The 24,676-nt window shown below is 71.6% G+C and carries 19 protein-coding genes and 2 pseudogenes; 14 read left to right on the forward strand and 7 right to left on the reverse strand.

Going from position 1 to position 24,676, the window contains the following annotated elements; translation table 11 throughout:
* Positions 1–89: 89 nt before the first annotated feature.
* Genes ACWGJB_RS20985 through ACWGJB_RS20995 form a run of 3 tightly spaced genes read right to left on the reverse strand, consistent with a single transcriptional unit; the run spans position 90 to position 2,917 of the window.
* Positions 90–1,433, reverse strand: coding sequence for a coenzyme F420-0:L-glutamate ligase (locus tag ACWGJB_RS20985; protein WP_453381633.1), 1,344 nt, complete (start codon positions 1,431–1,433; stop codon positions 90–92).
* A complete protein-coding gene (cofD, locus tag ACWGJB_RS20990) occupies positions 1,430–2,389 on the reverse strand; it encodes a 2-phospho-L-lactate transferase (protein ID WP_453381634.1) in 960 nt (319 codons plus the stop codon). Before cofD ends, ACWGJB_RS20985 begins: the two co-directional genes overlap by 4 nt.
* 33 nt (positions 2,390–2,422) lie before the next feature.
* On the reverse strand, positions 2,423–2,917 hold the full coding sequence (locus ACWGJB_RS20995) for a cysteine dioxygenase (protein WP_453381635.1): 495 nt from the start codon (positions 2,915–2,917) through the stop codon (positions 2,423–2,425).
* A 616-nt stretch (positions 2,918–3,533) separates the two neighbouring features.
* On the opposite strand from ACWGJB_RS20995, the gene ACWGJB_RS21000 reads away from it, so the two are divergent.
* From ACWGJB_RS21000 to ACWGJB_RS21010, 3 genes are all read left to right on the forward strand, one after another.
* The gene (locus ACWGJB_RS21000; protein ID WP_003975777.1) at positions 3,534–3,797 is read left to right on the forward strand and encodes a WhiB family transcriptional regulator; all 264 of its coding nucleotides are present in this window, start codon (positions 3,534–3,536) and stop codon (positions 3,795–3,797) included.
* Positions 3,798–3,980: 183 nt separating this feature from the next.
* Positions 3,981–7,646, forward strand: coding sequence for a glycosyltransferase (locus tag ACWGJB_RS21005; protein WP_453381636.1), 3,666 nt, complete (start codon positions 3,981–3,983; stop codon positions 7,644–7,646).
* Complete coding sequence (locus tag ACWGJB_RS21010) at positions 7,643–9,133, forward strand: DUF5719 family protein (protein WP_453381637.1); 1,491 nt, start codon at positions 7,643–7,645, stop codon at positions 9,131–9,133. Before ACWGJB_RS21005 ends, ACWGJB_RS21010 begins: the two co-directional genes overlap by 4 nt.
* A gap of 48 nt (positions 9,134–9,181) precedes the next feature.
* Here ACWGJB_RS21010 and ACWGJB_RS21015 read toward each other — a convergent pair whose 3' ends face one another.
* A complete protein-coding gene (locus tag ACWGJB_RS21015; RefSeq protein WP_453381665.1) occupies positions 9,182–9,634 on the reverse strand; it encodes a metallopeptidase family protein in 453 nt (150 codons plus the stop codon).
* Positions 9,635–9,963: 329 nt separating this feature from the next.
* Here ACWGJB_RS21015 and ACWGJB_RS21020 point away from each other — a divergent pair, with 329 nt between their 5' ends.
* From ACWGJB_RS21020 to ACWGJB_RS21055, 8 genes and pseudogenes are all read left to right on the forward strand, one after another.
* On the forward strand, positions 9,964–10,338 hold the full coding sequence (locus ACWGJB_RS21020; RefSeq protein ID WP_450765716.1) for a DUF3499 domain-containing protein: 375 nt from the start codon (positions 9,964–9,966) through the stop codon (positions 10,336–10,338).
* Between the two features lie 22 nt (positions 10,339–10,360).
* Positions 10,361–10,639 (forward strand): hypothetical protein, encoded by a 279-nt coding sequence (locus ACWGJB_RS21025; protein WP_453381667.1) that lies wholly within the window; start codon positions 10,361–10,363, stop codon positions 10,637–10,639.
* Positions 10,597–10,905, forward strand: a pseudogene (locus ACWGJB_RS21030) (L-lactate permease); the annotation flags it as partial. The gene ACWGJB_RS21025 and the pseudogene ACWGJB_RS21030, both read left to right, overlap by 43 nt.
* 282 nt (positions 10,906–11,187) lie before the next feature.
* Positions 11,188–12,552, forward strand: coding sequence for a phosphomannomutase/phosphoglucomutase (locus ACWGJB_RS21035; protein WP_453381638.1), 1,365 nt, complete (start codon positions 11,188–11,190; stop codon positions 12,550–12,552).
* Positions 12,553–12,623: 71 nt separating this feature from the next.
* Complete coding sequence (locus ACWGJB_RS21040) at positions 12,624–12,794, forward strand: Trm112 family protein (RefSeq protein WP_020940431.1); 171 nt, start codon at positions 12,624–12,626, stop codon at positions 12,792–12,794.
* Positions 12,795–12,867: 73 nt separating this feature from the next.
* On the forward strand, positions 12,868–13,995 hold the full coding sequence (locus ACWGJB_RS21045; RefSeq protein ID WP_453381639.1) for an SIS domain-containing protein: 1,128 nt from the start codon (positions 12,868–12,870) through the stop codon (positions 13,993–13,995).
* 291 nt (positions 13,996–14,286) lie between these two features.
* Positions 14,287–15,438 (forward strand): mannose-6-phosphate isomerase, class I, encoded by a 1,152-nt coding sequence (gene manA / locus ACWGJB_RS21050; RefSeq protein WP_453381640.1) that lies wholly within the window; start codon positions 14,287–14,289, stop codon positions 15,436–15,438.
* Between the two features lie 170 nt (positions 15,439–15,608).
* A complete protein-coding gene (locus tag ACWGJB_RS21055; RefSeq protein WP_453381641.1) occupies positions 15,609–16,589 on the forward strand; it encodes a cation diffusion facilitator family transporter in 981 nt (326 codons plus the stop codon).
* Positions 16,590–16,985: 396 nt separating this feature from the next.
* On the opposite strand, the pseudogene ACWGJB_RS21060 reads toward ACWGJB_RS21055, so the two are convergent.
* Positions 16,986–19,221, reverse strand: a pseudogene (locus tag ACWGJB_RS21060) (fructose-specific PTS transporter subunit EIIC).
* 469 nt (positions 19,222–19,690) lie between these two features.
* On the opposite strand from ACWGJB_RS21060, the gene ahcY reads away from it, so the two are divergent.
* Together ahcY and ACWGJB_RS21070 are read left to right on the forward strand one after the other, a co-directional pair.
* Positions 19,691–21,148, forward strand: coding sequence for an adenosylhomocysteinase (ahcY, locus tag ACWGJB_RS21065; RefSeq protein WP_453381642.1), 1,458 nt, complete (start codon positions 19,691–19,693; stop codon positions 21,146–21,148).
* Between the two features lie 248 nt (positions 21,149–21,396).
* The gene (locus ACWGJB_RS21070) at positions 21,397–22,014 is read left to right on the forward strand and encodes a hypothetical protein (protein ID WP_453381643.1); all 618 of its coding nucleotides are present in this window, start codon (positions 21,397–21,399) and stop codon (positions 22,012–22,014) included.
* Between the two features lie 23 nt (positions 22,015–22,037).
* Here the strand turns inward: ACWGJB_RS21070 and ACWGJB_RS21075 are convergent, their stop codons facing one another.
* Positions 22,038–23,096 carry an RDD family protein gene (locus ACWGJB_RS21075; RefSeq protein WP_453381644.1) on the reverse strand — a complete coding sequence of 353 codons (1,059 nt, stop codon included), beginning with the start codon at positions 23,094–23,096 and terminating at the stop codon, positions 22,038–22,040.
* 130 nt (positions 23,097–23,226) lie between these two features.
* Between ACWGJB_RS21075 and ACWGJB_RS21080 the strand changes: the two genes are divergently transcribed.
* Complete coding sequence (locus ACWGJB_RS21080) at positions 23,227–24,234, forward strand: stage II sporulation protein M (protein WP_450765731.1); 1,008 nt, start codon at positions 23,227–23,229, stop codon at positions 24,232–24,234.
* A 151-nt stretch (positions 24,235–24,385) separates the two neighbouring features.
* Here the strand turns inward: ACWGJB_RS21080 and ACWGJB_RS21085 are convergent.
* The coding region (locus tag ACWGJB_RS21085; protein WP_453381645.1) for a hypothetical protein at positions 24,386–24,676 on the reverse strand (291 nt) is incomplete at its 5' end.

Raw genomic sequence — 24,676 nt, forward strand, 5'->3', positions numbered from 1 at the left:
ATGCGGCTACCGCCGCGTGGGCGCGATCAACCTCCACAACGTGTACTCGCCGGTGAACCGGTAGACCCCGAACCGAAGGCGGCAAAAGCTCACCGCACCTCGATAAAGTCCCCGACCTCCCTCGGCGCCCTTTCCCTCGGCTCCTCCGCCGCCTTCCCCACGGCCACCGCCCCCATCGGATCCCATCCCGCCGGAAGCGCCAGCACCTCCCGCACCACGTCCCGGCAGAACATCGTCGACGACACCCACGCCGATCCCAGCTGCTCCCCGGCCAGCGCGACCAGGAAGTTCTGCACGCCCGCCCCCGCCGCGACCACGAACATCTCCCGCTCGGCCGCGTCCCGCCGCGCGTCTCCGTACGTGTGCGACCCGTCCATCACCAGACAGGGCACCACCAGATACGGCGCGTTCCGCAGCACGTCCCCGCGCCGTACCCGCTTGGCGATGGACTCCTCGGACTTGCCGTCCTTCCTCAGGTCGGCGATCCACGCGTCCCGCATCGTGTCCAGCAGGCGGACGCGCGACTCCTCGGACTCCAGCAGCACGAACCGCCACGGCGTCGTGTGGTGCGGCGCCGGCGCCGTCACGGCCGCGGCGACCGCCCGCCGTACCGCCCCGGGGTCGACGGGGTCGGCGGTGAACGCCCGCACCGTCCGCCGTAGCGCCACCGCTTCCCGGACCGCCTCGGACGTGCCGAGCCGGAACATGTCACTGGCCGCGTCCCGGATCAGCGCCCGTGCGTCCTCGCCCTCGTCCCCCGCCTCGGCCACGAGGTGCGCGAGCCCGCGCACCACGGCCACCGGTAGGCCGGTCGCCTTGCCCTTGACCAGATCACCGGCGGCGGCCAGCTCGTCGGCCGTCGCGACGACCGTCGAGACCAGCGGATTGCCGTACGCGTCCACGCCCCCGCGCAGATCGTCCAGCACCTGCACCCCGGCGGCGCCGATGGTCACGTCCGTGAGCCCCGCGCGCCAGGGGCGCCCGAAGGTGTCGGTGACGACGACCCCGACGTTGACGCCGAGGGCGTCGCGCAGCCCCGCGCGGATCGCGCGGGCGGACCCGTCGGGGTCCTCGGGCAGCAACAGCACGGTCCCGGCCGGGGTGTTGGAGGCGTCCACCCCGGCCGCCGCCATCACCAGCCCCTGCCGGTTCTCCACGATCCGCAGGGCGCCGCGCCGGGCCACCACCCGCACGGTCTCGGCGTCGATCGCGGCCTCCCGGTCGGTCGCCTCGACGAGCCGCCCCTCGGCCTTGGAGACGATCTTCGACGTGACGATCACCACGTCACCGTCGGTGAGCCCCGGTGCGGCCGCGGCGATCAGCTTGGCCAGGTCGTCGCCCTGCTGCACCTCGGGGAGCCCGGCCAGGGCCCACACCCGGTACCCGGGCACCGCGTCCCCGGTCGGGTCGGCCGCTTCGGTCGCGTCGGTCATGCCCCGCGCACCTCCTCGGCGAGTGCCAGCGCCTCCCGCGCCATCTGCGCGGTCGCGTCCAGGTCGGTCATCATCAGGGGTACGGCCCGGCAGCGGATGCCGGCCGTCTCCACGCGCGCGATGCTGCCCGCGTCCACGGTGTCGACGAGCCAGCCGTCCAGCAGCCCCGAGCCGTAGTGCTCGGCGACCGCCGCCGCCGTCGATTCCACGCCCACCGCCGCGAGCACCTTGTCGGCCATCCCGCGCACCGGCGCGTCCCCGACGATGGGGGAGAGGCCCACCACCGGCACCCCGGCGTTCGCGATCGCCTCCCGGACGCCGGGCACCGCGAGGATCGTGCCGACGGAGACCACCGGGTTGGACGGCGGGAAGAGGATCACGTCCGCTTCCGAGATGGCCTCCAGGACGCCCGGGGCCGGCTTGGACTGCTCGGCGCCGACCGGCACCACCGCCTCGGCGGGCACCGACGCCCGCAGCCGTACCCAGTACTCCTGGAAGTGCACCGCCTTGCGCTCGCCGTCGACCTCGACGGCCACATGGGTCTCGACCCGGTCGTCGGTCATCGGGATGAGCCGCACGCCCGGCTTCCAGCGGTCGCACAGCGCCTCGGTCACCGCGCTCAGCGGGTAGCCGGCGCCCAGCATCTGGGTGCGCACGATGTGCGTCGCGAAGTCCCGGTCGCCCAGACCGAACCAGTCGGGCCCCACCCCGTAGGCGGCGAGTTCCTCCTTGAGGTGGAAGGTCTCGTCGGTCCGCCCCCAGCCCTGTTCCTCGTTGATGCCGCCGCCGAGGGTGTACATCACCGTGTCGAGGTCCGGGCAGACCTTCAGCCCGAAGAGGTGGATGTCGTCCCCGGTGTTGCCGATGACGGTCACGTCGGCGTCCGGCACGGCCTGCCTGAGACCGCGCAGGAACCGGGCACCGCCGATACCGCCTGCCAGAACCACAATGCGCATGCGCCAAGTCTTGCAGGCGGCTCCGACAACGCGTCACGCAGTCACGGGTCGCGCCTCGCAGCTCTGCGCCGTGTGCATCGGCATCTCGGTGAGACCCGGGTAGTAGACGTGCAGGCTGACGGCCGGCTCCAGCGCGTCGTTCACCACCTCGTGCACGTATCCCGGCGCGAAGACCCGTTGTGCGCCGGCGGACAGCGCGCGCGTGCCGCGCCCGGTGCGTTCGGTGAGCGTGCCCTCCAGGACGGTCAGCACCCCGGACGAGCGGCCGTGGTCGTGCGACCCGCTGCCCTGACCGGGCACCCAGGACAGCAGCCACACCTCGTAGCCGGGGCCGGTGCGCAGCCGGTGGTACCAGCGCGTGGTCGCGTCGTACCGCACGAGGTGCTCCCACTGCGCGCGGTCGCCGGCGATCGTGCGGGCCAGGCCGGCGAACTCGGCCACGGTGACCGGGTGCTCGCGCGGGGGCTGCAGCAGGTGGGGGACTTCGAGGATGTCGCCGGCGATCTGCAGGTCGTTGTCGCTGTTCATGGGGTGCGGTGGTTCCTCAGTGAAGAAGGTCAGCGGGGAACGAAATGCGAAAACCGAGTCCTGGGGACCCGGTCTGCAGCTGGAGCGGTGGGATACGGCTACGGCTCAACAGCTGGAACAGCAACAGCTACAGCGAGCGCGGGCAGCACCGTGGGACCCGGCGGTGCGGGTCGAGGTGAGTGCCAAGTTCGCGAGCATGCCCACTAGGACATCGGTTCACACCCGCAGTGTCAACTCGGCGCCCGGTATGTGGGACATGTTTCACCTCATCCGGTTCATCTCTCTGCCGAAAGGTTTGTTCAGCAGGCACCCGGGACACATGGCGCACAACCGGGCGCGCGTGTCACTGCGGAACGCGATCGAACATCTGGGCGTCCTTCTCCGTACAAGCCCTGTATGGGGTCGGGGGCCCTCGTGGGCTTCGTCTGCGTGTCAAGGTTTATGCCGATTTGAACACTTTCCGCATGGCCTTGGTTCCGCAGAGTGAATAACGGGCCCAATAGCAGATCTCGGCTTGACTCGCCCGGAGCAGCACACTTGTAATTTCACTCGTGTCGTTCAGCCGAAATCGGTAACGGCCAGGCACGGGGACGTGAAAGACAGACGAGGGGCGCACATGACCGAGCTGGTGCAGCAACTGCTGGTCGACGACGCGGACGAGGAACTCGGCTGGCAGGAGCGCGCGCTGTGCGCCCAGACCGACCCCGAGTCCTTCTTCCCCGAGAAGGGCGGCTCCACCAGAGAGGCCAAGAAGGTCTGCCTCGCCTGCGAGGTGCGCTCCGAGTGCCTCGAGTACGCCCTCGCCAACGACGAGCGGTTCGGTATCTGGGGCGGACTGTCCGAGCGCGAGCGCCGCCGTCTCAAGAAGGCCGCCGTCTGAACCGGGCGTCCGCCCGTCGCACCCGACCGAGCCGCGCGAACGGCCCGTCGCCCGTGGGTTGTCCACAGGGGGCGGGCCGTCGACATGCCCAGCCGATAGTGTGGGCGCTCGTCCGAGACGCCTCGCCGCCACCAGCGGGCGCTGGAGTCCACCGCAGTCCATCGAACCGGGGCCCGTACCTCGATGTCCGTCCACAGCCACCAGGCAGCCCAGGCAACAACTGCCACAGCGGGGTTCGACCCGACCCGCCCGCCCGAGTTCCCGCGTCATGTGGTGACCGCGGTCCTCGTCTCCCACGACGGCGCCCGCTGGCTGCCCAACGCGCTCGCCGGGCTGCTCGGCCAGGAGCGCCCCGCCCAGTACGCGGTGGCGGCCGACACCGGCAGCGCGGACGACTCCGCCCGGCTGCTCACCGAGTCCCTCGGCGACGCCAACGTCGTGCACCTCGCCCGCCGCACCGGCTTCGGCCAGGCCGTCGAGGAAGCGAGCCGCACCGCGCCCGTCCTCACCCCGGACGACCTGCCGTACCTGAAGCGGCCCAGCGGCTGGGACCCGGTCACCCGCCAGTGGCGCGACGACGCCTACGACATGCCCGAGCTGCCCTACGGCGAGCCCGTCCAGTGGCTGTGGCTGCTGCACGACGACTGCGCCCCGGAACCCGACGCCCTGGCCCAGCTGCTCCGGGTCGTCGACAACGAGATGGAGCTGGGCCGCGACGACGTGGCGGTCGTCGGCCCCAAGCTGCGCGGCTGGTACGACCGCCGGCAACTGCTGGAGGTCGGCGTCACCATCGCCAACTCCGGCCGCCGCTGGACCGGCCTGGACCGTCGTGAGCAGGACCAGGGCCAGCACGACCACGTCCGGCCCGTGCTCTCCGTCTCCACCGCCGGCATGCTGATCCGCCGCGACGTCTTCGAGGAACTCGGCGGCTTCGACCGCCGGCTCCCCCTGATGCGCGACGACGTCGACCTGTGCTGGCGCGCGCACAACGCCGGCCACCGCGTCCTGATCGCCCCCGAGGCCGTCGTACGGCACGCCGAGGCCGCCTCCCGCGAGCGCCGCGCCGTCGACTGCGCGGGCCGCACCACCGCCTCCCCGCACAAGGTCGACAAGGCCGGCGCCGTCTACACCCTGCTCGTCAACGCCCGTACGGCCGCGCTGCCCTGGATCCTGCTGCGGCTGGTCCTCGGCACCCTGCTGCGCACGGTCAGCAACCTCGTCGGCAAGGTCCCCGGCCAGGCCCTCGACGAGATCCGCGGTCTGCTGGGCACCCTGCTGCGCCCCGAGCGGATCATCGCCGGGCGGCGCAGGCGCGGCTCCTCCCAACTCGACAAGGGCGAACTGCGCCCGCTGTTCCCGCCGCCCGGCGCGACCGTACGGGCCACCGTCGAGCAGGTCGCGGGCAACTTCTTCGGCGCCGACGACGAACTGTCCGCGGCCGGCCGGCACGGCAGCGCGGTCGAGTCCGGGCCCGGCGGCGACGACGCCGACTTCCTGGAGATCGAGCAGTTCGCCCGCCTCAAGCGCATCGCCCGCAAACCGGGCCCGGTGCTCTTCCTGGTGCTGCTGCTGTTCTCGCTGGTCGCCTGCCGCGCACTGCTCGGCAGCGGCGCGCTCGCGGGCGGCGCCCTGCTGCCCGCCCCGGGCACCTCCGGCGAGCTGTGGTCCCGCTACCTGGACTCCTGGCACGCGGTCGGCGCCGGCGGCACCCCGGCCGCCCCGCCGTATCTCGCCCTCGTCGCCTCGCTGGCCGCCCTGCTGTTCGGCTCGACCGGGCTCGCGGTGACCGTGCTGCTGGTCGCCTCGGTACCGCTGGCCGGGTTCACCGCCTACTTCGCCTCCCGGCCGCTGGTCACCTCGCGCCTGCTGCGCGCCTGGGCGGCCATCGTCTACGCCTTCCTGCCCGCCGCCACCGGCGCGCTCGCGGGCGGCCGCATCGGCACCGCCGTGCTCGCCGTCCTGCTGCCGCTGACCGCCCGCGCGGGCATCGCCGCCAGCGGCCTCACCAACACCTCGGGGGGGCGCGGCAGCTGGCGTGCCACCTGGGCGTACGCGCTGCTGCTGACCATCACCACCGCGTTCACACCGATCGTCTGGCCGATCGCCCTGGTCCTCGGTGTCGTCGTGCTCGCCGTGCGCCGCTCCGACCTGGTCGCCTCCGGTCTGCGGCTGCTGACCCAGCTCGGCACCCCGCTGCTGGTCCTCGCCCCCTGGTCGCTGACGCTGCTGCCGTTCGGCTTCTTCAAGGAGGCCGGGCTGGAGTACGGCGCCTCGGCCGCCTCCGCCCTCGACCTGCTCGGCGCCAGCCCGGGCGGCCCCGGCACGGTCGACGGGCTGATGCTCATCGGCATCGTCCTGGCCGCGCTGGCCGCCCTGCTGCGCTCCGAGCGCCAGTCGGCCGTCCGCGCCGCCTGGGCGGTCGCACTGGTCGGCCTGGTCTTCGCGGTTCTGTCCAACAAGTCCGCCTGGGCGGGCCCGGCGACCCTCGTCTACGGCATCGCGATCGTCTCCGCCGCCGCGCTCGGCGCCGACGGGGCACGCTCCCGGGTCGCCGAGCAGAGCTTCGGCTGGCGCCAGCCGGTGGCCGCCCTGATCGCCTTCGCCTCGGCCGCCGGCCCGCTGCTGCTCGCCGCCGGCTGGATGATCGCGGGCGCCGACGGCCCGGTCGAACGGCGCGACGCCACCCAGGTGCCCGCCTTCGTCGCCGAGGACAGCTCCACCACCGACCAGGTCCGCACCCTCGTCCTCGACAGCGACAGCACCGCGCGCGTGGACTACATGCTGGTGCGCGGCTCCGGCGCCCGCATGGGAGACGCCGAGGTGACCGCCGCCGACGGCGAGAACGCCAAACTCGACAAGGTCGTCGCCAACCTGGTCGCCGGCTCCGGCGCCGACCAGGCCAACCAGCTCGGCGGGTTCGCGGTGCGCTACGTCCTCGTCCACAAGGGCGCCCCGCGTGACATCACGCGCGTGCTGGACGCCACGCCCGGCCTGTCCCGGCTCAGCCAGCAGAACGGCAGCGCCCTGTGGCGCGTCGACCAGCAGGTCTCCCGCGCGACCATCGTCTCCGCGAACGGCTCGGGCACACCCGACTCCGTCGCCGCCGGACCCGTCGACATCCACACCACCGTCCCGACCGGCTCCGACGGCCGCATCCTGCGCCTGGCCGACTCGGCCGCACCCGGCTGGACGGCCACCCTTGACGGCAGGCCGCTGACCCGCACCACGGTCGACGGCTGGGCCCAGGGCTTCGAACTCCCCTCCTCCGGCGGGAAGCTGGACGTCACCTACGACACCCCGTTCACCCACACCGTCTGGCTGTGGGTCCAGGGCGCGCTCGCCGTCGTCCTGGTCGTCCTCGCCCTGCCCGGCCGCCGCCGTGACGTCGACGACGACCTCCCCGAGGAGCAGCCGATCCCCGCCCAGCCCGTCGAGGGCGAGGGCCGCCGCGCCCGCCGCCTGCGCGCCCAGGCGGAGTCCGAGGAGGAGGCGACCACGGAGGACGGCGCGGACTTCCCGGCCGCCGGGGAGGAGCAACCCCCGGTCGCGGTCCCGCAGCAGCCGTCCTACGACGAATGGGATCCCGCGTCCTACCCGGCGGGCGACGGCTACCAACCCGGCTACGCCGACCAGTACCAGGAGACCGGCCAGTACCAGACGGGCGGCTACGACCAGCAGACCTACGACCCGTACCAGACCGGCCAGTACGACCCGTACGCCTACGGCGGACAGCAGGGGCAGCCGGCGTACGACCCGACGTACCAGCAGGGCTACGACCCCGCCTATGACCCGGCCGCCCAGCACCGCCACGGCACCGGCGGCGAGCACCACGACGGGAGCCAGCAGTGAACCGCACCACCCTGTCCCTGTTCGCCGGTACGGCCGCCCTCGCGGCTGTCACCGGGTTCGCCGCGCTCGACGCGCCTGCCGCCGCACCCACGCACACCGCCGAGGCGGCCGCCCAGCTGCCCGTGGAGCGCACCACCCTGCTGTGCCCGGCACCGAGCCTGTCCGACATCGCCGACACCTCGTACACCTCGTACACGCCCGTCACCAAGGGCACCACGAGCGACGGCAAGGCCGAACTCCAGGCGGCCACCGAGCAGTCGGCGGACGGGACGAGCGGCAAGAAGAAGAAGGCGTCCAAGCCCGTCCTCACCCCGAAGGCGCCCGGCACCCCGGCCACCGGGGACACCTCCGGCGCCGACGGACCCGCGTACGTCGGCACCGCCGAGGGCAGGTACGCCCCCGGCTGGACCGTGCAGGAGACCACCGAGGTCGCGGCAGGCACCGGGCGCGGCCTCCAGGGGGTCAACTGCACCTCCGCCGACACCGACTTCTGGTTCCCGGGCGCCAGCACCGCCTCCGGCCGCACCGACTACGTCCACCTCACCAACCCCGACGACAGCGCCGCCGTGGTCGACATCGAGCTGTACGGCAAGGACGGCCAGCTCAAGTCCTCGGTGGGGGAGGGCATCACGGTCGCGCCGCACGCCGGCGAGCCGGTCCTGCTGTCCACGCTCACCGACGAGAAGCAGACCGACCTGACCGTGCACGTGAACGTGCGCAGCGGGCGGGTCGGCGCGAGTGTGCAGGCCCTGGACGACAAGACCGGCGGCGACTGGCTGGCCGCCTCCGCCGACCCCGCGGGCAGTCTGGTCCTGCCAGGCATCCCCAAGGACGCCACGGACGTCCGGCTGATCGCCTTCACCGACGGCGACGCCGACGCCGACCTGAAGGTGCGCCTCGCCTCCCCGGACGGCCTGATCACCCCGGCCGGCAACGAGACGCTGCACGTGAAGGCGGGCATGACCACCGCCGCCGACCTCGGCGACGTCACCCGCGGCGAGGCGGGTTCGCTGGTCCTCACGCCCACGGACCAGTCCGTCCCGGTGGTGGCCGCGCTGCGCATCACCCGCGGCAAGGGCGGCAAGCAGGAGACCGCGTACATCCCGGCGACCGCGCCGGTCGGTACCCGCGCGACGTCCGCCGACAACAGCGGCAAGGGCACCACGCTCTCCCTGACCGCCCCCGCCGGCACCGCCAAGGTCAAGGTCACGGCGTCGGCGGGCAGCGGCGGCGGCACGGCCGTGTCCAAGACGTTCACGATCAAGTCCGGCACTACGCAGGACGTCGAGGCCCCGGTCCCGTCCGGCCTGAAGGGCACCTACGCGCTGACCGTGGAGCCGATCTCCGGTGGCCCGGTCTACGGCGCCCGCACCCTGGCCGCCACCGAGGAGGGCGTCCCGGGCTTCACGATCCAGACCCTCCCCGACGACCGCGGCACGGTGGCCGTACCGGAGGCGGACCAGGACGTGTCGGTGCTGCAGAAGTAGGCCGTGCCGGCAGCCCGTGCCGGTAGGCCGCGCCGAAGGGACCCCCGCTCACTCCTCGCCGTAGCGGGGGTCCACCGTCTCCGGGGTGAGCCCCAGCAGTTCGGCGACCTGTTCCACGACGACCTCGTGCACCAGCGCGGCCCGCTCGTCGCGGCCCTTGGTACGGATCTCGACCGGCCGCCGGTACACGACGACACGCGCCCGGCGTCCCTCGCGCGCGGGAATGATCCCGCCCAGCGGCACCGCCTCGTCGCTCCAGCTCTCGTCGTGCCGGTCCTGGATCCGGGGCACTTCGAGGACCAGGAAATCGATGTCGGCGAGCTGTGGCCAGCGCCGCTCCAGGCGTTCCACGGAGTCCTGCACCAGATCCGCGAACACGTCGGCGCGGCTCGCGGCCAGCGGCACCTGAGGTGGTGCGATCGGCCCGCGCATGCCCCGACCGTGGCGATCGCGTCGACGAGGCCCGGGGCCGGCGGCACGGGGCGGTACACGGTTGTCCATCACTGGTGAAGCGTAGTCCTCGCGGGCTCCGGGCGCGCTGCTCCACGCCTCGAGACCGCCCGGGGTGACCTGTCGGAGGATGACCATTCCAGCCAAGGTTGGGCTCGTTTCCGTATCTCCACAAGACCGGTGAGCTCAAGGCATTTGACGGTGTTTGTACCGACCTATGACCGGATGCGGCCCTGTCCGGGATCCCAGACAGGGCTGTCCGTGCAGGTCAGCGGGGCGTGTCCGGAGGGGTGTGTGGGGCGTTTCACAACCCGACACGGTGGAGTGACCTGGGGGAGAGTCGTCGCGGCCCGCTCAAGAGTGCGGTACCGTCCAACGTCGTGAGCCCTGTACGTCGCTGTTCGCGAACCGCCTGCGGCCGACCCGCCGTCGCGACGCTGACGTACGTCTACGCCGACTCGACCGCGGTCCTCGGCCCGCTCGCCACCTACGCCGAACCCCACTGCTACGACCTGTGCGCCGAGCACTCCGAGCGCCTCACCGCCCCGCGCGGCTGGGAGGTCGTCCGGCTCATCGACGGCTCCGCTCCGGCCCGTCCCAGCGGGGACGACCTGGAAGCGCTCGCCAACGCGGTGCGCGAGGCGGCCCGCCCCCAGGAGCGGGCGGCCGAGGCGGGCGGTGGCGGGCGCGGCGCGGACCCGATGGAGGTCGCGCGGCGCGGCCATCTGCGGGTACTGCGGTCACCGGACAACTGAGCCGTTCCTCGCAGTCGCCCCGGTGTTCCCCGTCCTGTGGATCGTCGTCAACGCCCTGCGGGTGTACCGGATGACGGTCCGCACCCGGCATTTCGGCATCCTGCACCGCGCGATGACGGTCCGCACCCGGCATTTCGGCATCCTGCGCCGCTCGTTCGGGCGACTCTCCGACGATCCGCGCCCCGAAGTCCTGCGTGCCTACGCCCCGTACGCCCTCCTCGTCGTCAACCGAACGGCCGACCGGCCGACCGAAATCTCCTCACCTGGCCGGTGGTGTCGACCGGCGGCACACTCGTGCTGATCGCCGGCATCGCCACCGCGGCCGTCCTGCACGTGCACGCGCGCGTGGCGGTCACGGAGTGGGCGGCGACGGTACGGGAGTTGAGGTTCGCGATCCTCGTCGTGACGTCCGTCCTCGCCCTCGCCCACGTCGTGAACCTCCCCGGACAGGCGGCCACCATCGGCCAGTTGGTGGCGGCGGCCGGTGCGGGCCTCGCCTTTGTGCGGCCGGTCCTCGGCTGGTTCGGCGTCGCCGTCTCCGGCTCCGCCACCTCGGCCGGCGCGCTCCTGCGAGGGGCTGGCTGGAGGGACTGGCTGGGGTGAAGTGTTGAGCGTGACTCGCTGTGTGCGAGCGGCTGTGCGGGGCCGGCTGTGCGGGAGTGACCGCGTTTGATCACGATGGATCGCCTGGGATCGCCTGGGATCGCGCGGGACCGCCGTGGATCGCCGCAGATCGCGGCCCGGAGTCCGCTGGGAGTCCGACAGGGATCCGCCGGCGGATCCCGCGTCCGCGCCTGACCCCGGGGCAGGTAGTTTGGGGCGACCGATAGGACTTCAGGAGGGTTGGCCGTGGCTGCTGATCTGTCGCAGATCGTCAAGGCGTACGACGTGCGCGGGGTGGTTCCGGACCAGTGGGACGAGGCGCTCGCCGAGCTGTTCGGCGCCGCGTTCGTGCAGGTGACCGGCGCCGCCGCGATCGTCGTCGGCCACGACATGCGGCCCTCCTCGCCCGGCCTGTCCCGCGCCTTCGCGCGCGGCGCGGCGGCCCGCGGTGTCGACGTCACCGAGATCGGCCTGTGCTCGACCGACCAGCTGTACTACGCCTCGGGCGCACTCGGCCTGCCCGGCGCGATGTTCACGGCCTCGCACAACCCGGCGCAGTACAACGGCATCAAGATGTGCCGCGCGGGAGCCGCCCCGGTGGGCCAGGACACCGGTCTGACGGAGATCCGGGAGCTGGCGGAGCGCTGGTCGGAGGAGGGCGCGCCGGAGCCGGCCGCCACGCCCGGAACCATCACCTCCCACGAGACGTTGTCGGACTACGCGGCCCATCTGCGCGGGCTCGTGGACCTGACCTCCATCCGCCCCCTGAAGGTCGTGGTCGACGCGGGCAACGGCATGGGCGGCCACACGGTCCCGACGGTCTTCGAGGGCCTGCCCCTGACCCTGGTCCCGATGTACTTCGAGCTGGACGGCACCTTCCCGAACCACGAGGCCAACCCCCTCGACCCCGCCAACATCGTGGACCTCCAGCGGCGCGTCCGCGAGGAGTCGGCCGACCTCGGCCTGGCCTTCGACGGCGACGCCGACCGCTGCTTCGTCGTGGACGAGCGCGGCGAGCCGGTCTCGCCGTCGGCGATCACCGCCCTGGTCGCCGCCCGCGAACTGGCCCGGAACGGCGGCAAGGGCACCGTCATCCACAACCTGATCACGTCCTGGACCGTCCCGGAGGTGGTCCGGGAGAACGGCGGCACCCCGGTCCGCACCCGCGTCGGCCACTCGTTCATCAAGGCCGAGATGGCGAGGGCCGGCGCGATCTTCGGCGGCGAGCACTCGGCCCACTACTACTTCAAGGACTTCTGGAACGCGGACACGGGCATGCTGGCCGCCCTGCACGTCCTCGCCGCCCTCGGCGGTCAGAGCGGCCCGCTGTCGTCCCTCGTCGCCCAGTACGACCGGTATGCCGGCTCCGGCGAGATCAACTCCACGGTCGCCGACCAGCAGGCCAGCCTCGCGGAGATCCGTGCGGCCTACGGGGACCGCGACGACCTCACCCTGGACGACCTGGACGGCCTCACCGTCGCCGCCGCCGACTGGTGGTTCAACGTCCGCCCGTCCAACACGGAACCGCTGCTGCGCCTGAACGCGGAGGCCAGGGACGAGGCGACGATGACGAAGGTACGGGACGAGGTACTGGCGATCATCAGGGGCTGAGGTCGGCCCCGCCCAGCCCGGCGGCGGTAATCTGACCGAACGCGAACGCCCACCCCCCGAAGGGAAACCCCATGCCGCTCGAAGCCGGCCTTCTGGAGATCCTCGCCTGCCCGGCCTGCCACGCCCCCCTCAAGGAGCAGGACGCCGAGCTGATCTGCACCGGCCAGGACTGCGGCCTGGCGTACCCCGTCCGCGACGGCATCCCGGTCCTTCTCGTCGACGAGGCCCGCCGCCCCGCGTAAGCACCACAACCACAACCACAACCACAACCGCGACCGCAACGCACCAGGACCCCGGCGACCGGAGGCCGCTCCCATGCTCGACGAATCGCTGCTCGACACGCCGGAGGGCCTCGCCGAGGCAGACCGCCGAGGTCTGCTGCGCGGCGCGGCCGAGGCCGGCGCCCGCGTCCGCACCGCGGCCCGGCACGCCATCGAGGCGGGTGTCCAGGAGCTGAAGCCGGACGGCCGCCCGCGCGCCGTCCTGATCGCGGGTCCCGGCGTCGCCGCCACCCACGCCGCCGACCTCCTCGGCTCGCTGGCCGGCCCCGGCAGCCCGGTCATCCGGCTGGCCCCCTCCGGTGTCGCCCCGGCCGCCGGCGCCCTGCGCTGGGAGCTGCCCGGCTGGGCCGGCTCCGTCGACCTGCTGCTGATCGCCACCCCGGACGGCTCCGAACCCAGCCTGTCCCTCCTCGTCGACCAGGCCTACCGGCGTGGCTGCTCGGTCGCCGCCGTGGCCCCCGCGGGGACTCCGCTCGCCGAAGCGGTGGCCGGCGCCCACGGCATGTTCGTACCGATGGCGACGGCCCCGTACGACCAGGGCGAGCCGCTCGCCGGCTCCTCCCCGGGCGTCCTGTGGGCGCTGCTCACCCCGCTCCTGGTGCTCCTCGACCGCATCGGCCTGGTCACCGCCCCACCGGAGGACCTGGAGAAGGTCGCCGACCGCCTCGACCGGGTCGCCGAGCGCTGCGGCCCGGCCATCGTGACCTACAGCAACCCCGCCAAGACCCTCGCCTCGGACCTCGCCGACGCGCTCCCGGTGGTCTGGACGGAGGGCATCTCGGCCGGCCCCGCGGGCCGCCGTTTCGCCGCCGCCCTCGCCGAACTGGCCGGCCGCCCCGCCCTGGCCGCCGAACTCCCCGAGGCGCTGGCGGCCCACCACGCCCTGCTCGCCGGCCCGCTCGCCGCCAGCGCCGACCCGGACGACTTCTTCCGCGACCGCGTGGAGGAGGCCCCCGCGCTGCACGCGCACGTGGTGCTGCTGCGCGACCGCCCCCTCGGCGGCCTCACCGCCGCGCCCGCCGCCCGCGAGCTCGCACTCGGCCACGACACCCCGGTCAGCGAGCTGGAGCCCGAGGAGGGCGGCGAGCTGGAGACCCTGGCGGAACTGATCGCCGTCACGGATTTCGCCGCCGTTTACCTGGCGCTCGCATCGGGGGCCTGAGATGGACACCGACACCGGTCCCGCCGTACCAAGGACGACCTGAGGGCCGTACCGAAGGCGAACCGGTGGGCAAACACGCGGTGAACACGGCCGCCATATGCCGGCGCACTCGCTCGTACTTCGGCGTACGCGCCAGTACACCGGCGTACGCGCCAGTACACCGGCGCACGTGTTCGTGGACCCGTCGCGGATCGCGGATCGTCGTACACCGTTGTACGGCGTGCCCCGCGTCCCCACGCGACCCTGTTCGCCGGCCGCCCCGTACGCAGAGAGAACCGGCAGAGAGAAGTCATGGACCGCCTCGACAACACGATCCGCCCCTACGCCTGGGGTTCCCCGACCGCCATCCCGAAGCTGCTCGGGGTCGAGCCGAGCGGCGAGCCCCAGGCGGAGATGTGGATGGGCGCGCACCCGGGCGCTCCCTCGCGCACCGCGCGCGGCACGCTCGTCGAGGTCATCGACGCGAACCCGAAGGCCGAGCTGGGCGAGGCGGCCGTGGCCAAGTTCGGTCCGCGGCTGCCCTTCCTGCTCAAGATCCTCGCGGCCGGCGCCCCGCTCTCCCTCCAGGTGCACCCCAACCTGGAGCAGGCGCGGGAGGGTTACGAGGACGAGGAGCGGCGCGGGATCCCGGTGGACGCCCCGCAGCGCAACTACAAGGACGCCAACCACAAGCCCGAACTGATCTGCGCGCTCACCGAGTTCGACGGCCTGTGCGGCTTCCGCGCCCCGGAACAGGCCGCCGAACTCCTCGAGGCCCTCGGCGTCGACGCCCTCGAGCCGTACGTCGACCTGCTGCGCGCCCACCCGGAGGAAGCGGCCCTGCGCGAGGTCCTCACCGCGATCCTCACCGCCGACCGCGAGGAGATGGCCCACACGGTCGCCGAGACCACCGCCGCCTGCACCCGCCTCGGCGGCGACCACGCGCCCTACGCCGACCTCGCCCGCCACTACCCGGGCGACCCCGGCGTGATCGCCGCGATGCTCCTCAACCACGTCCGCCTCCAGCCCGGCGAGGCCCTCTTCCTCGGCGCCGGCATCCCGCACGCCTACCTCGACGGCCTCGGTGTCGAGATCATGGCCAACTCCGACAACGTGCTGCGGTGCGGCCTGACCCCCAAGCACGTCGACGTCCCCGAACTCCTGCGCGTCGTCCGCTTCGAGGCGGGCGACGCGGGCGTGCTGCGCCCCGAGGCCGCCCCGGACGGCGAAGAGGTCTACGAGACGCCCATCGACGAGTTCCGGCTCTCCCGGTACGTCCTGCTCGAGGGTGCCGCCCCCCACGACCTGACCCTGCCGACCCCGCAGATCCTGCTCTGCACGGCCGGCGCGGTCCGGGCGGGCGAGGAGGAGCTGACCCCCGGCCGGTCGGTGTTCGTCCCCGCGGGCGAAAAGGCGGAGGTCTCGGGCGCGGGCACGGTCTTCCGTGCCACGGTGATCGTCTGAGGGATCCGCGATGCCGGATGGGTCGGATTGTCGTACCGGGATTGTGGATACCTGACGAGCCGCTCCCGGACAGGGCTGCAAGAATGACCCATCCGGCAAAGCACGGGCAAAGACGAGCGCACGCCTGGACGGCGTAGACGGACGACGGCGAGAAGGGACATCGCGGACACATGAGCGCGTCAGGCGGCACCAGGGCGATCGTGGCGGCACTCGGCGCCAACCTCGCGATCGCGGCAGCGAAGTTCGTGGCGTTCGCGTTCAGCGGCTCCTCGTCGATGCTCGCCGAGGGCGTGCACTCGGTCGCCGACTCCGGCAACCAGTTCCTGCTGCTCATCGGCGGCAAGAAGGCCCAGCGCGAGGCGACCCCGCAACACCCCTTCGGCTACGGCCGCGAGCGGTACATCTACGCCTTTCTCGTCTCGATCGTCCTCTTCTCGGTCGGCGGCATGTTCGCCATCTACGAGGGCTACGAGAAGATCAGCCACCCCCACCAGGTCGAACACTGGTACTGGCCGGTGGGTGTCCTGGTCTTCGCGATCATCGCCGAGGGCTTCTCGTTCCGCACGGCCATCAAGGAGTCCAACGAGCTGCGGGGCAAGCTGTCCTGGTCGCAGTTCATCCGCCGCGCCAAGGCCCCCGAGCTGCCGGTCGTCCTCCTCGAGGACTTCGGCGCCCTCATCGGCCTGGCCCTCGCCCTCGCCGGCGTCGGCCTCGCCCTGCTCACCGGCGACGGCGTCTGGGACGGCATCGGCACGGTCTGCATCGGTGTCCTGCTCGTCCTGATCGCCCTGGTCCTCGCCGCCGAGACCAAGTCCCTTCTCCTCGGCGAGTCCGCGGGCGTCGAAGAGGTCAAGAAGATCGAGGCCGCGATCGTCGACGGTGACACGGTCACCGGCATCATCCACATGCGCACGCTCCACCTCGGCCCCGAGGAACTGCTCGTCGCCGCCAAGATCGCCGTCCAGCACGACGACACGGCCGCCGAGGTCGCCAATGCCATCAACGCCGCCGAGGCCCGCATCCGCACCGCGGTCCCCATCGCCCGCGTGATCTACCTCGAACCCGACATCTACAACGAGGCCGAGGCCGCCAAGGGCCCCGACCCGGAAGCCACCCCGGGCGGCCCGCTCCCCCACCCCGCCGGCCACTGAGCCTTCCCGGACCGCCACAGCGACGGGCCCGCCCCCTGGACAAGGGGGCGGGCCCGTCGCCGTAGAACGCCGATTGTCGTCGCGTACCCGTGGCCGCCAGATGCCGCGGCCCCCAGATGCTGATCGTCACCGGCTACCAACCGCAGCCGAGCCCACCCGGGCCCAACTCGTTGCTGGCTGTGGCTGTGGCTGTGGCTGTGGCTGTGGCTGTGGCTGTGGCTGTGGCTGTGGCTGTGGCTGTGGCTGTGGCAGCAGCTGTAGCAGCGGCCGTGGCAGTGCTCGTGGCGGTGTTCGTGCCCGTGGCGCGGGGCCCCGGGCCACGGTTCTGGCTCCAGCGCAGGCCGAACATGGGCCGCCGCCCCCGTCGACTGGGGAGGCAGACCCGCCGGCATCCGATCACCCGACCTCGCTCAGCACGCCGAGGACCGTCTGCTCGTCCGCCGCGGCCAGCAGCCGCTCCCGGAACCCGACGTCCATCAACTTCCTGGACAGCAGCGCGAGGATCCGCAGATGCTCGTCACCGGCAGCCGCCTCCGGTACGGCGATCATGAAGACCAGCCGCGCCTTCGTCCCGTCCAGCGAGCCCCACTCGACGCCCTCCGCCGACCGCGCGAACCCGACGACCGGCGCGGTCACCGCATCCGTCTTGGCATGCGGGATCGCGATCTCCTCGCCGAGCCCGGTCGTCCCCCGCGCCTCGCGCCGCAGCGCGGTAGCCACCAGCTCCTCGACATCCGCGACCCGACCACTGCGCACCAGCAACCCGGCCATCTCCCGGATCGCGTCCTCCTTGACGTCCGCGTCCAGCCGGACCTTGACGGTCCCTTCGGTCAGATACCCGGAGAGCACCTCGACCGAGTGCACCCGGCCCACTCGGCGTATCGGGCGCACCGGGCGCCCCCGGCCCACCGGTCGCGCTCGTGGCCATCGGCCGGTCAGCCGTGCCCGCCGTGCCCGAGGCCGCCGTCTCCGTCGCCGCTGTCCTTGCCGTTGCGGTCGCCGTCGCCGTCGCCGTCGCCGTCGCCGTCGCCGTCGCCGTCGTTGCCGTCCGATCGGGCGCGCCGCCCGCGCCGCCCGCCCCGACCGTCACCGGAACCGCACCCCCACCGGCCACCGCCCCGACCAGCACGGACTCGGGTACCTGGACTGGGGCGCCCGCGCTCTCCGTCGGCTCGCCGCTCCTCTTCCGCATGCTCAGGTCGACCAGCGCCACGGTCGTCAGCGCCGTCACCACCGTCCCGATCACGACGGCCACAAAGAACATCGGTACGCCGCTCACCGCGCCCAGCACCGCCACGATCGGCCCGCCGTGCGGCACCGCGTCCTTCACCCCGGCCAGCCCGGCGATCGCGCCGGCCACCGCGCCGCCCAGCATGTTGGCCGGGATGACCTGCGCGGGCCGCGCCGCGGCGAACGGGATCGCGCCCTCCGAGATACCGAAGCAGCCCATGAACAGGGAGGCCAGCCCGGTCTCCCGCTGCTGCTCGTCGTACCACCGCTTCCGGATGAGCGTGGCCAGCCCCTGGCCCAGCGGCATGACCGGGATCGCGGCGGCGCACATGCCCATCACGGTCTGGTTGCCGGTCGCGATCAGCCCGGCGCCGAAGAGGAACGCCGTCTTGTTGACCGGGCCGCCCATGTCGAACGCGATCATCAGGCCCAGGATCGCGCCCAGCAGGATCGCACTCGTGCCCGTCATCCCGCTCAGCCAGCTGGTCAGATGCTCGAAGACCCAGGCGATCGGCTTCCCGATCACGTAGATGAAGAACAGCCCGAGCGCCGTCGTCGCCACGATCGGGATCACGATGATCGGCATGATCGGCTGAACGAACTTCGGGACCTTGACCTTCTTGATCCACAGCACCAGATACCCGGCCAGGAACCCGGTCACGATCGCCCCGATGAACCCCGCGCCCGCTTTCGAGTCGTACAGCGACCCGGTGTTGGCGATCCAGCCGCCGATCATGCCCGGCACCAGGGCGGGCCGGTCCCCGATGGCGTAGGCGATGTACCCGGACAGGATCGGCACCATCAGCGTGAAGCCGATGACACCGATGTTGTTCACGTCCATCCAGAAGGAGTCCTTCGGGATGACGAGCCCGCCCGAGGGGTCGGGGTTACCTCCCAGCGAGAGCGATATCGCGATCAGCAGCCCGCCGACCACGACGAACGGAATCATGTAACTGACCCCGTTCATCAGCGCCTTGTAGGCAACGCTCCGCTCCCTGCCGCCGCCCGCTCCCGGGTCCGTGGCCGTACCCCCAGGCTGGTGCACGGGTGCCGACCGAACCCGTTCGATCAGCTGCTCGGGATGCCGGATCCCCTCGGCCACCCCGACCTTGAGCACCCGCTTGCCCGCGAAGCGAGTCAGGTCCACGTCCTTGTCCGCGGCGACGATGACGCCGTCCGCGTCTCTGACATCGTTGTCATCCAATATGTTCTCGGCCCCGATGGAACCCTGCGTCTCCACCTTCATCTCGACACCGTGGCTCTGAGCGGCCTGCGCGAGCTTCTCGGCTGCCATGTAGGTGTGCGCGATACCCGTCGGACATGCGGTCACCGCCAGCAGCTTCACCTTCTTGGGCTCGTCACCGTGGCTGCCCGTGGGGGGAGGGCCGGCCGGACTGGTCACGTCGATCTCCTAACGCCTTCGTCACACGAAACGCCGTCCCGGACGCCCCGCGCGCTCGATCGGAACTCCCGATCTCCCCGCATCCTGCAACACCTCCACCCCTGCCCAAAGGCGCGAAAGTCCTGGTTGGCCCCCTTCTGCTCGTTCCTGTGCACCCCCTCGTCGAGACCCTCATCACCTCTTCACATCCCACCCCTCCGACCGCGCTCGCCCCCTCGAACGGCGTGAACTGTTCGGAGGCGGACTGGGGACGCCCCGCCACACCGGTGTAGCTTGGGACGGAGCCAGACGTCGCTGCTGATGGCGGTCGGGCGGTCCCATGCGGGCCGGCCGAGGGAGAGAGGGCCTCCGACGGACTGCGCTGCGCGCACGTGGGCATGCCTGTGTCCTCTTCTCGGGCACCCCTGTGTCCGCCGCCGCGCAGACCAGCCGTACCCACCCTCGACCCGATACCGAGGAGCAGCTCGCAATGACGACTGTCGACAACCGACAGGACTTCAAGGTCGCCGACCTCTCCCTGGCCGACTTCGGCCGCAAGGAGATCACCCTCGCCGAGCACGAGATGCCCGGCCTGATGGCGATTCGCAAGGAGTACGCCGACGCGCAGCCGCTGGCCGGCGCCCGCGTCACCGGCTCCCTGCACATGACCGTGCAGACCGCCGTCCTGATCGAGACCCTGGTCGCCCTCGGCGCCGAGGTCCGCTGGGCGTCCTGCAACATCTTCTCCACCCAGGACCACGCGGCCGCCGCCATCGCCGTCGGCCCGAACGGCACGCCCGACAACCCGCAGGGCGTCCCCGTCTTCGCCTGGAAGGGCGAGACGCTGGAGGAGTACTGGTGGTGCACCGAGCAGGCGCTGACCTGGCCGAACACCCCCACCGGCGGCCCGAACATGATCCTGGACGACGGCGGTGACGCCACCCTCCTCGTCCACAAGGGCGTCGAGTACGAGAAGGACGGCAAGGTGCCGTCCGTCGACACCGCCGAGTCCGACGAACACCGCGTCATCCTCGAGCTCCTGCACCGCACCATCACGGACGGCTCGCAGAAGTGGACCCAGCTGGCCTCCGAGATCCGCGGCGTGACCGAGGAGACCACGACCGGCGTCCACCGCCTGTACGAGATGCAGCGCGACGGCGAGCTCCTGTTCCCGGCGATCAACGTCAACGACGCCGTCACCAAGTCGAAGTTCGACAACAAGTACGGCTGCCGCCACTCCCTGATCGACGGCATCAACCGCGCCACCGACGTCCTGATCGGCGGCAAGACCGCGGTCGTCTGCGGCTACGGCGACGTGGGCAAGGGCTGCGCGGAGTCCCTGCGCGGACAGGGCGCCCGCGTGATCGTCACCGAGATCGACCCGATCTGCGCCCTTCAGGCCGCGATGGACGGCTACCAGGTCACGACCCTCGACGAGGTCATCGACAAGGCCGACATCTTCGTCACCACGACCGGCAACAAGGACATCATCATGGCCTCGGACATGGCCAAGATGAAGCACCAGGCCATCGTCGGCAACATCGGCCACTTCGACAACGAGATCGACATGGCCGGCCTCGCCAAGATCCCCGGCATCGTCAAGGACGAGGTCAAGCCGCAGGTCCACACGTGGAAGTTCCCCGACGGCAAGGTGATCATCCTCCTCTCCGAGGGCCGCCTGCTGAACCTGGGCAACGCCACCGGTCACCCGTCGTTCGTGATGTCCAACTCCTTCGCGGACCAGACCCTGGCCCAGATCGAGCTGTTCACCAAGCCCGACGAGTACCCGGTCGGCGTCTACACGCTGCCCAAGCACCTCGACGAGAAGGTCGCCCGTCTGCACCTGGACGCACTCGGCGTGAAGCTCACGACGCTGCGCCCCGAGCAGGCCTCGTACATCGGCGTCAAGGTCGAGGGCCCGTACAAGTCGGACCACTACCGCTACTGAGGTACCGGTACTCAGGCACCGCTGCCGAGACACCGCCAATGAGGTGCCTCAGCTGAGCCCGCGGCCCGCCCTCCGGGGGAGCACGCCAGTGCACTGACACGCTCTCCCGGAGGCAAGTGCTCCGGTCCATCGAGGCAGGCCCCCGCACCCCCGTGTCGGGGGCCTGCCTCTTTGGTCCGTCGGCCCACCCGCGGCCGTACCGCAGGACCGAGCACCGGACCGGCAGCCCGTCAAGATCCAGGACCCCCATGCCCCGCGGCCGTTATTCGCTCCACGATCCGCACGATCACACCCCCCTCGGCGAAGAACACTTCCAGTGCGCCCCCGGCCCCTCCGGCTGGCGTTATGTCTCCCAGGTGACCACCCCCTCCGGTGACCACGGCGGCTCGGTCGATCTCGCCCTCGACGACCTCGGCCGCCCTATCCGCCTCGAACTCCACGCCGGGAGCTGGCAGGTGCGCGGCGCCGCCCTCGACGGCGTCACCTGGGTCCGCATGGACCCCACCGGCATTCACGCCACCGAAGGCCATGTGCGCGCCCACGCCTTCACCGGCACGTCCCCCGCGTTTCTGGTCGCCACCGCCCGTCTCCTGCGCCTCACCCCTTCCGCCGCCGCGACCCGCGTACGCCTCGTGGCCTTCACGGACCCGGTCCTCGCCCCGCGCACCGTGGACCAGTCCTGGGCCTTGGTGAAAAGCGAAGCACACGCCACTGACAACGGCCCTCTGACCGTGGACGAATACCAGGTCACAGCCCTGGACACGGGAGAACAGCACACCGTGCACCTCGTCGGCGACGTGGTCCTGGCGGCACCCGGAATCGAGCTGGAGGACCTGCGGTCGCCGCCTTCCGTCTTCGACGACTGACCCGGCGCGGCGCCGGGTTCCGCCTATGCCGGCGGCACGAACCCGGTGGAGGGCCGCTCGGTCGCTGGAGGCGTGGCGGACGGGGGAGCCGGGGGCTGCTCCACCGGCGAGGGATGCGTCAAGGCCGGTGCCGCGGGGTCGGGCCGGTACGGAGGCGACGGAGGCGCGGGCGCCTGAGGCACCGGCGGGGCGTAGCTGTTCGGCGCAGCTGGCACCGGGGGAGCGTAGCCATGGGGCGTACCCGGCACCGAGGGGTCGCCGTAGCCGTAGCCATAGGGAACGCCGGGTGCCGGCGGGGCGTATACGTTCGGCGCGCCGGATTCCGAGGGAGCCTGGCCGACGAAGGCCCGCCGGGCCTCGCGTGCCTGCCGCTCTTGCGCCACCGCCGCCAGATACGCCGCCGGCGGAATGCCCTGCGGCGCCGGAGTCCCCGTCCGGGCCGCGAGGTCGGTCGCGAGTTGCTCGGCCATCGCCCAGGAGACCTGCGGATCGAGCTGCTGCATCCGCGTCAGGTACTGCCGGACGGCAAGCCACAACCCGTCCGGAACGGCCGACAGGTCCAGCTCGGCGAAACGTCCCGCCAACCAGGGCGGAGGCGGCGGAATGAAGCGGGCCTGCCCGACCGGCACCCGCTCACGTACGACCAGAGTCCCCGCGAACACATCCCCCAGCCGCCGGCCGCGCGCCGAGACAAGCGAGGCGATACAGGCGACGACCCCGAACGTCATGAGAATCTCGACGACGCCGAGAGCACCACGCACCAGCGCGTGCCGGAACCGGATGGGCCCGCCGTCATCGCGCACCACGCGCAGTCCGCAGGCCATCTTCCCGAGCGAGCGCCCATGGCTCAGGGTCTCCACCGCTATCGGCCCGCCCACCAGCAACAACAGGAAGGCCGCCAGCGACAGCGCGACCTGTGCGGCCTCGTCCAGCGAGGCCGTGGCCGCCACCAGACCTATGGACACACCGATGTACACGGTGATGGCCACGACCAGGTCGAGCAGTACGGCCAGTGCCCTGCTGGGCAGCCTCGCAGGACGCAGTTCGAGGGCCACCGCCTCACCCGTCACCAGCTCACTCACGCCCGCCGCCTTCCCCTGGTCTGCCCTGTACAGCGCAAGTCTGCCAAGCTGAGAGCGCATCGCGCCGCAGTACGACAAGCTGACAGCTAAGACAGGCAGTCGACGACCAGCCGAGGAGCAGGCAGACCCGATGGACCTCGACGTCTTCGTCTCCGCACACCGAGCCGAGTGGGACCGCCTCGACGTGCTCCTCCGCCGCCAGCGGCGCCTCAACGGAGCCGAAGCCGACGAACTCGTCGCCCTCTACCAGCGCACCGCCACACACCTCTCCCTGATCCAGTCCAGCGCACCCGACCCACAGCTCGTCGGACGCCTCAGCCAACTCGTGGCACGCGCGCGTAGCGCTGTGACAGGGACCCGCCGCGCCTCCTGGCGCGATGTCGCCCGCTTCCTCGGGCAGGGATTTCCGGCCGCCGTCTACCGGTCCCGTCACTGGTGGGTCCCCACCGCGCTCATATCCACCGCCGTCGCGATCCTTCTGGGGTGGTGGATCGGCACCCACCCGGACGTGCAGTCGACCATCGCCGCCCCCAGCCAGCTCCGCGAGCTGACCCGGCCCGGCGGTGAGTACGAGACCTACTACTCCAGCCATCCCGCGGCTTCGTTCGCCGCCCAGGTGTGGACGAACAACGCTCAGGCCGCCGCGATGTGTCTGGTCCTGGGTGTCTTCCTCGGGCTCCCGGTCCTGTACATCCTCTTGGAGAACATGCTCAACCTGGGCGTCGGCTTCGGCCTGATGTCCTCGGCCGGCCGTCTCGACGCCTTCCTGGGCCTGGTCCTCCCGCACGGGCTGCTCGAACTCACCGCGGTCTTCGTCGCCGCGGGTACCGGGCTCCGCCTCGGCTGGACCGTCATCGACCCAGGCCCGCGCAGCCGCCGCAACGCCCTCGCCGAAGAGGGCCGGGCCGCCGTGGGCATGGCGATCGGGCTGGCCCTGGTGCTGTTCGTCTCGGGCGCCATCGAAGGCTTCGTCACCCCGTCCGGCCTGCCCACCTGGGCCCGCATCGGCATCGGAGTCGTCGCTGAGCTGGCCTTCCTCACCTATGTCTTCGTCCTCGGCGGCCGTGCCGCACGTGCCGGCGAGACGGGCGACCTCGAGGAGACCGAGCGCAGCGCGTTCGTCCCAACGGCCGCTTGATGTGCGGAGACCCCCCGTGAGCTGCTACTCTCCTCTTCGCCCCGGAAGACCTGTTGACACAGGTCCGGCGGGGAGGTAGATTCAAACAGTTGCCTAGAACTGGACAGGTTCAGGGCTGATCGTTAGAATCGATCTGCTTCACAACGGAGAGTTATCTCCGAACATCGAAGCCACCCTCCGATTTATTCAGAAACGAGTCGCCGGTCAGACCGGCCGACAACTTCTGATAAAGTCGGAAACGCCGAAAGAGAGCCGGAAGGCAATCGAATAGGCGAAGGCCCTCCAACGGCCACCGGAAATGAATTCCGACCGGGAACGGAACGGAAAACGGATCTGGTAAGGTTGGAAACACCGAAGGGAAGCCCGGAGGAAAGCCCGAGAGGGTGAGTACAAAGGAAGCGACCGTTCCTTGAGAACTCAACAGCGTGCCAAAAGTCAACGC

Source organism: Streptomyces sp. NPDC054813 (genome assembly GCF_053611365.1).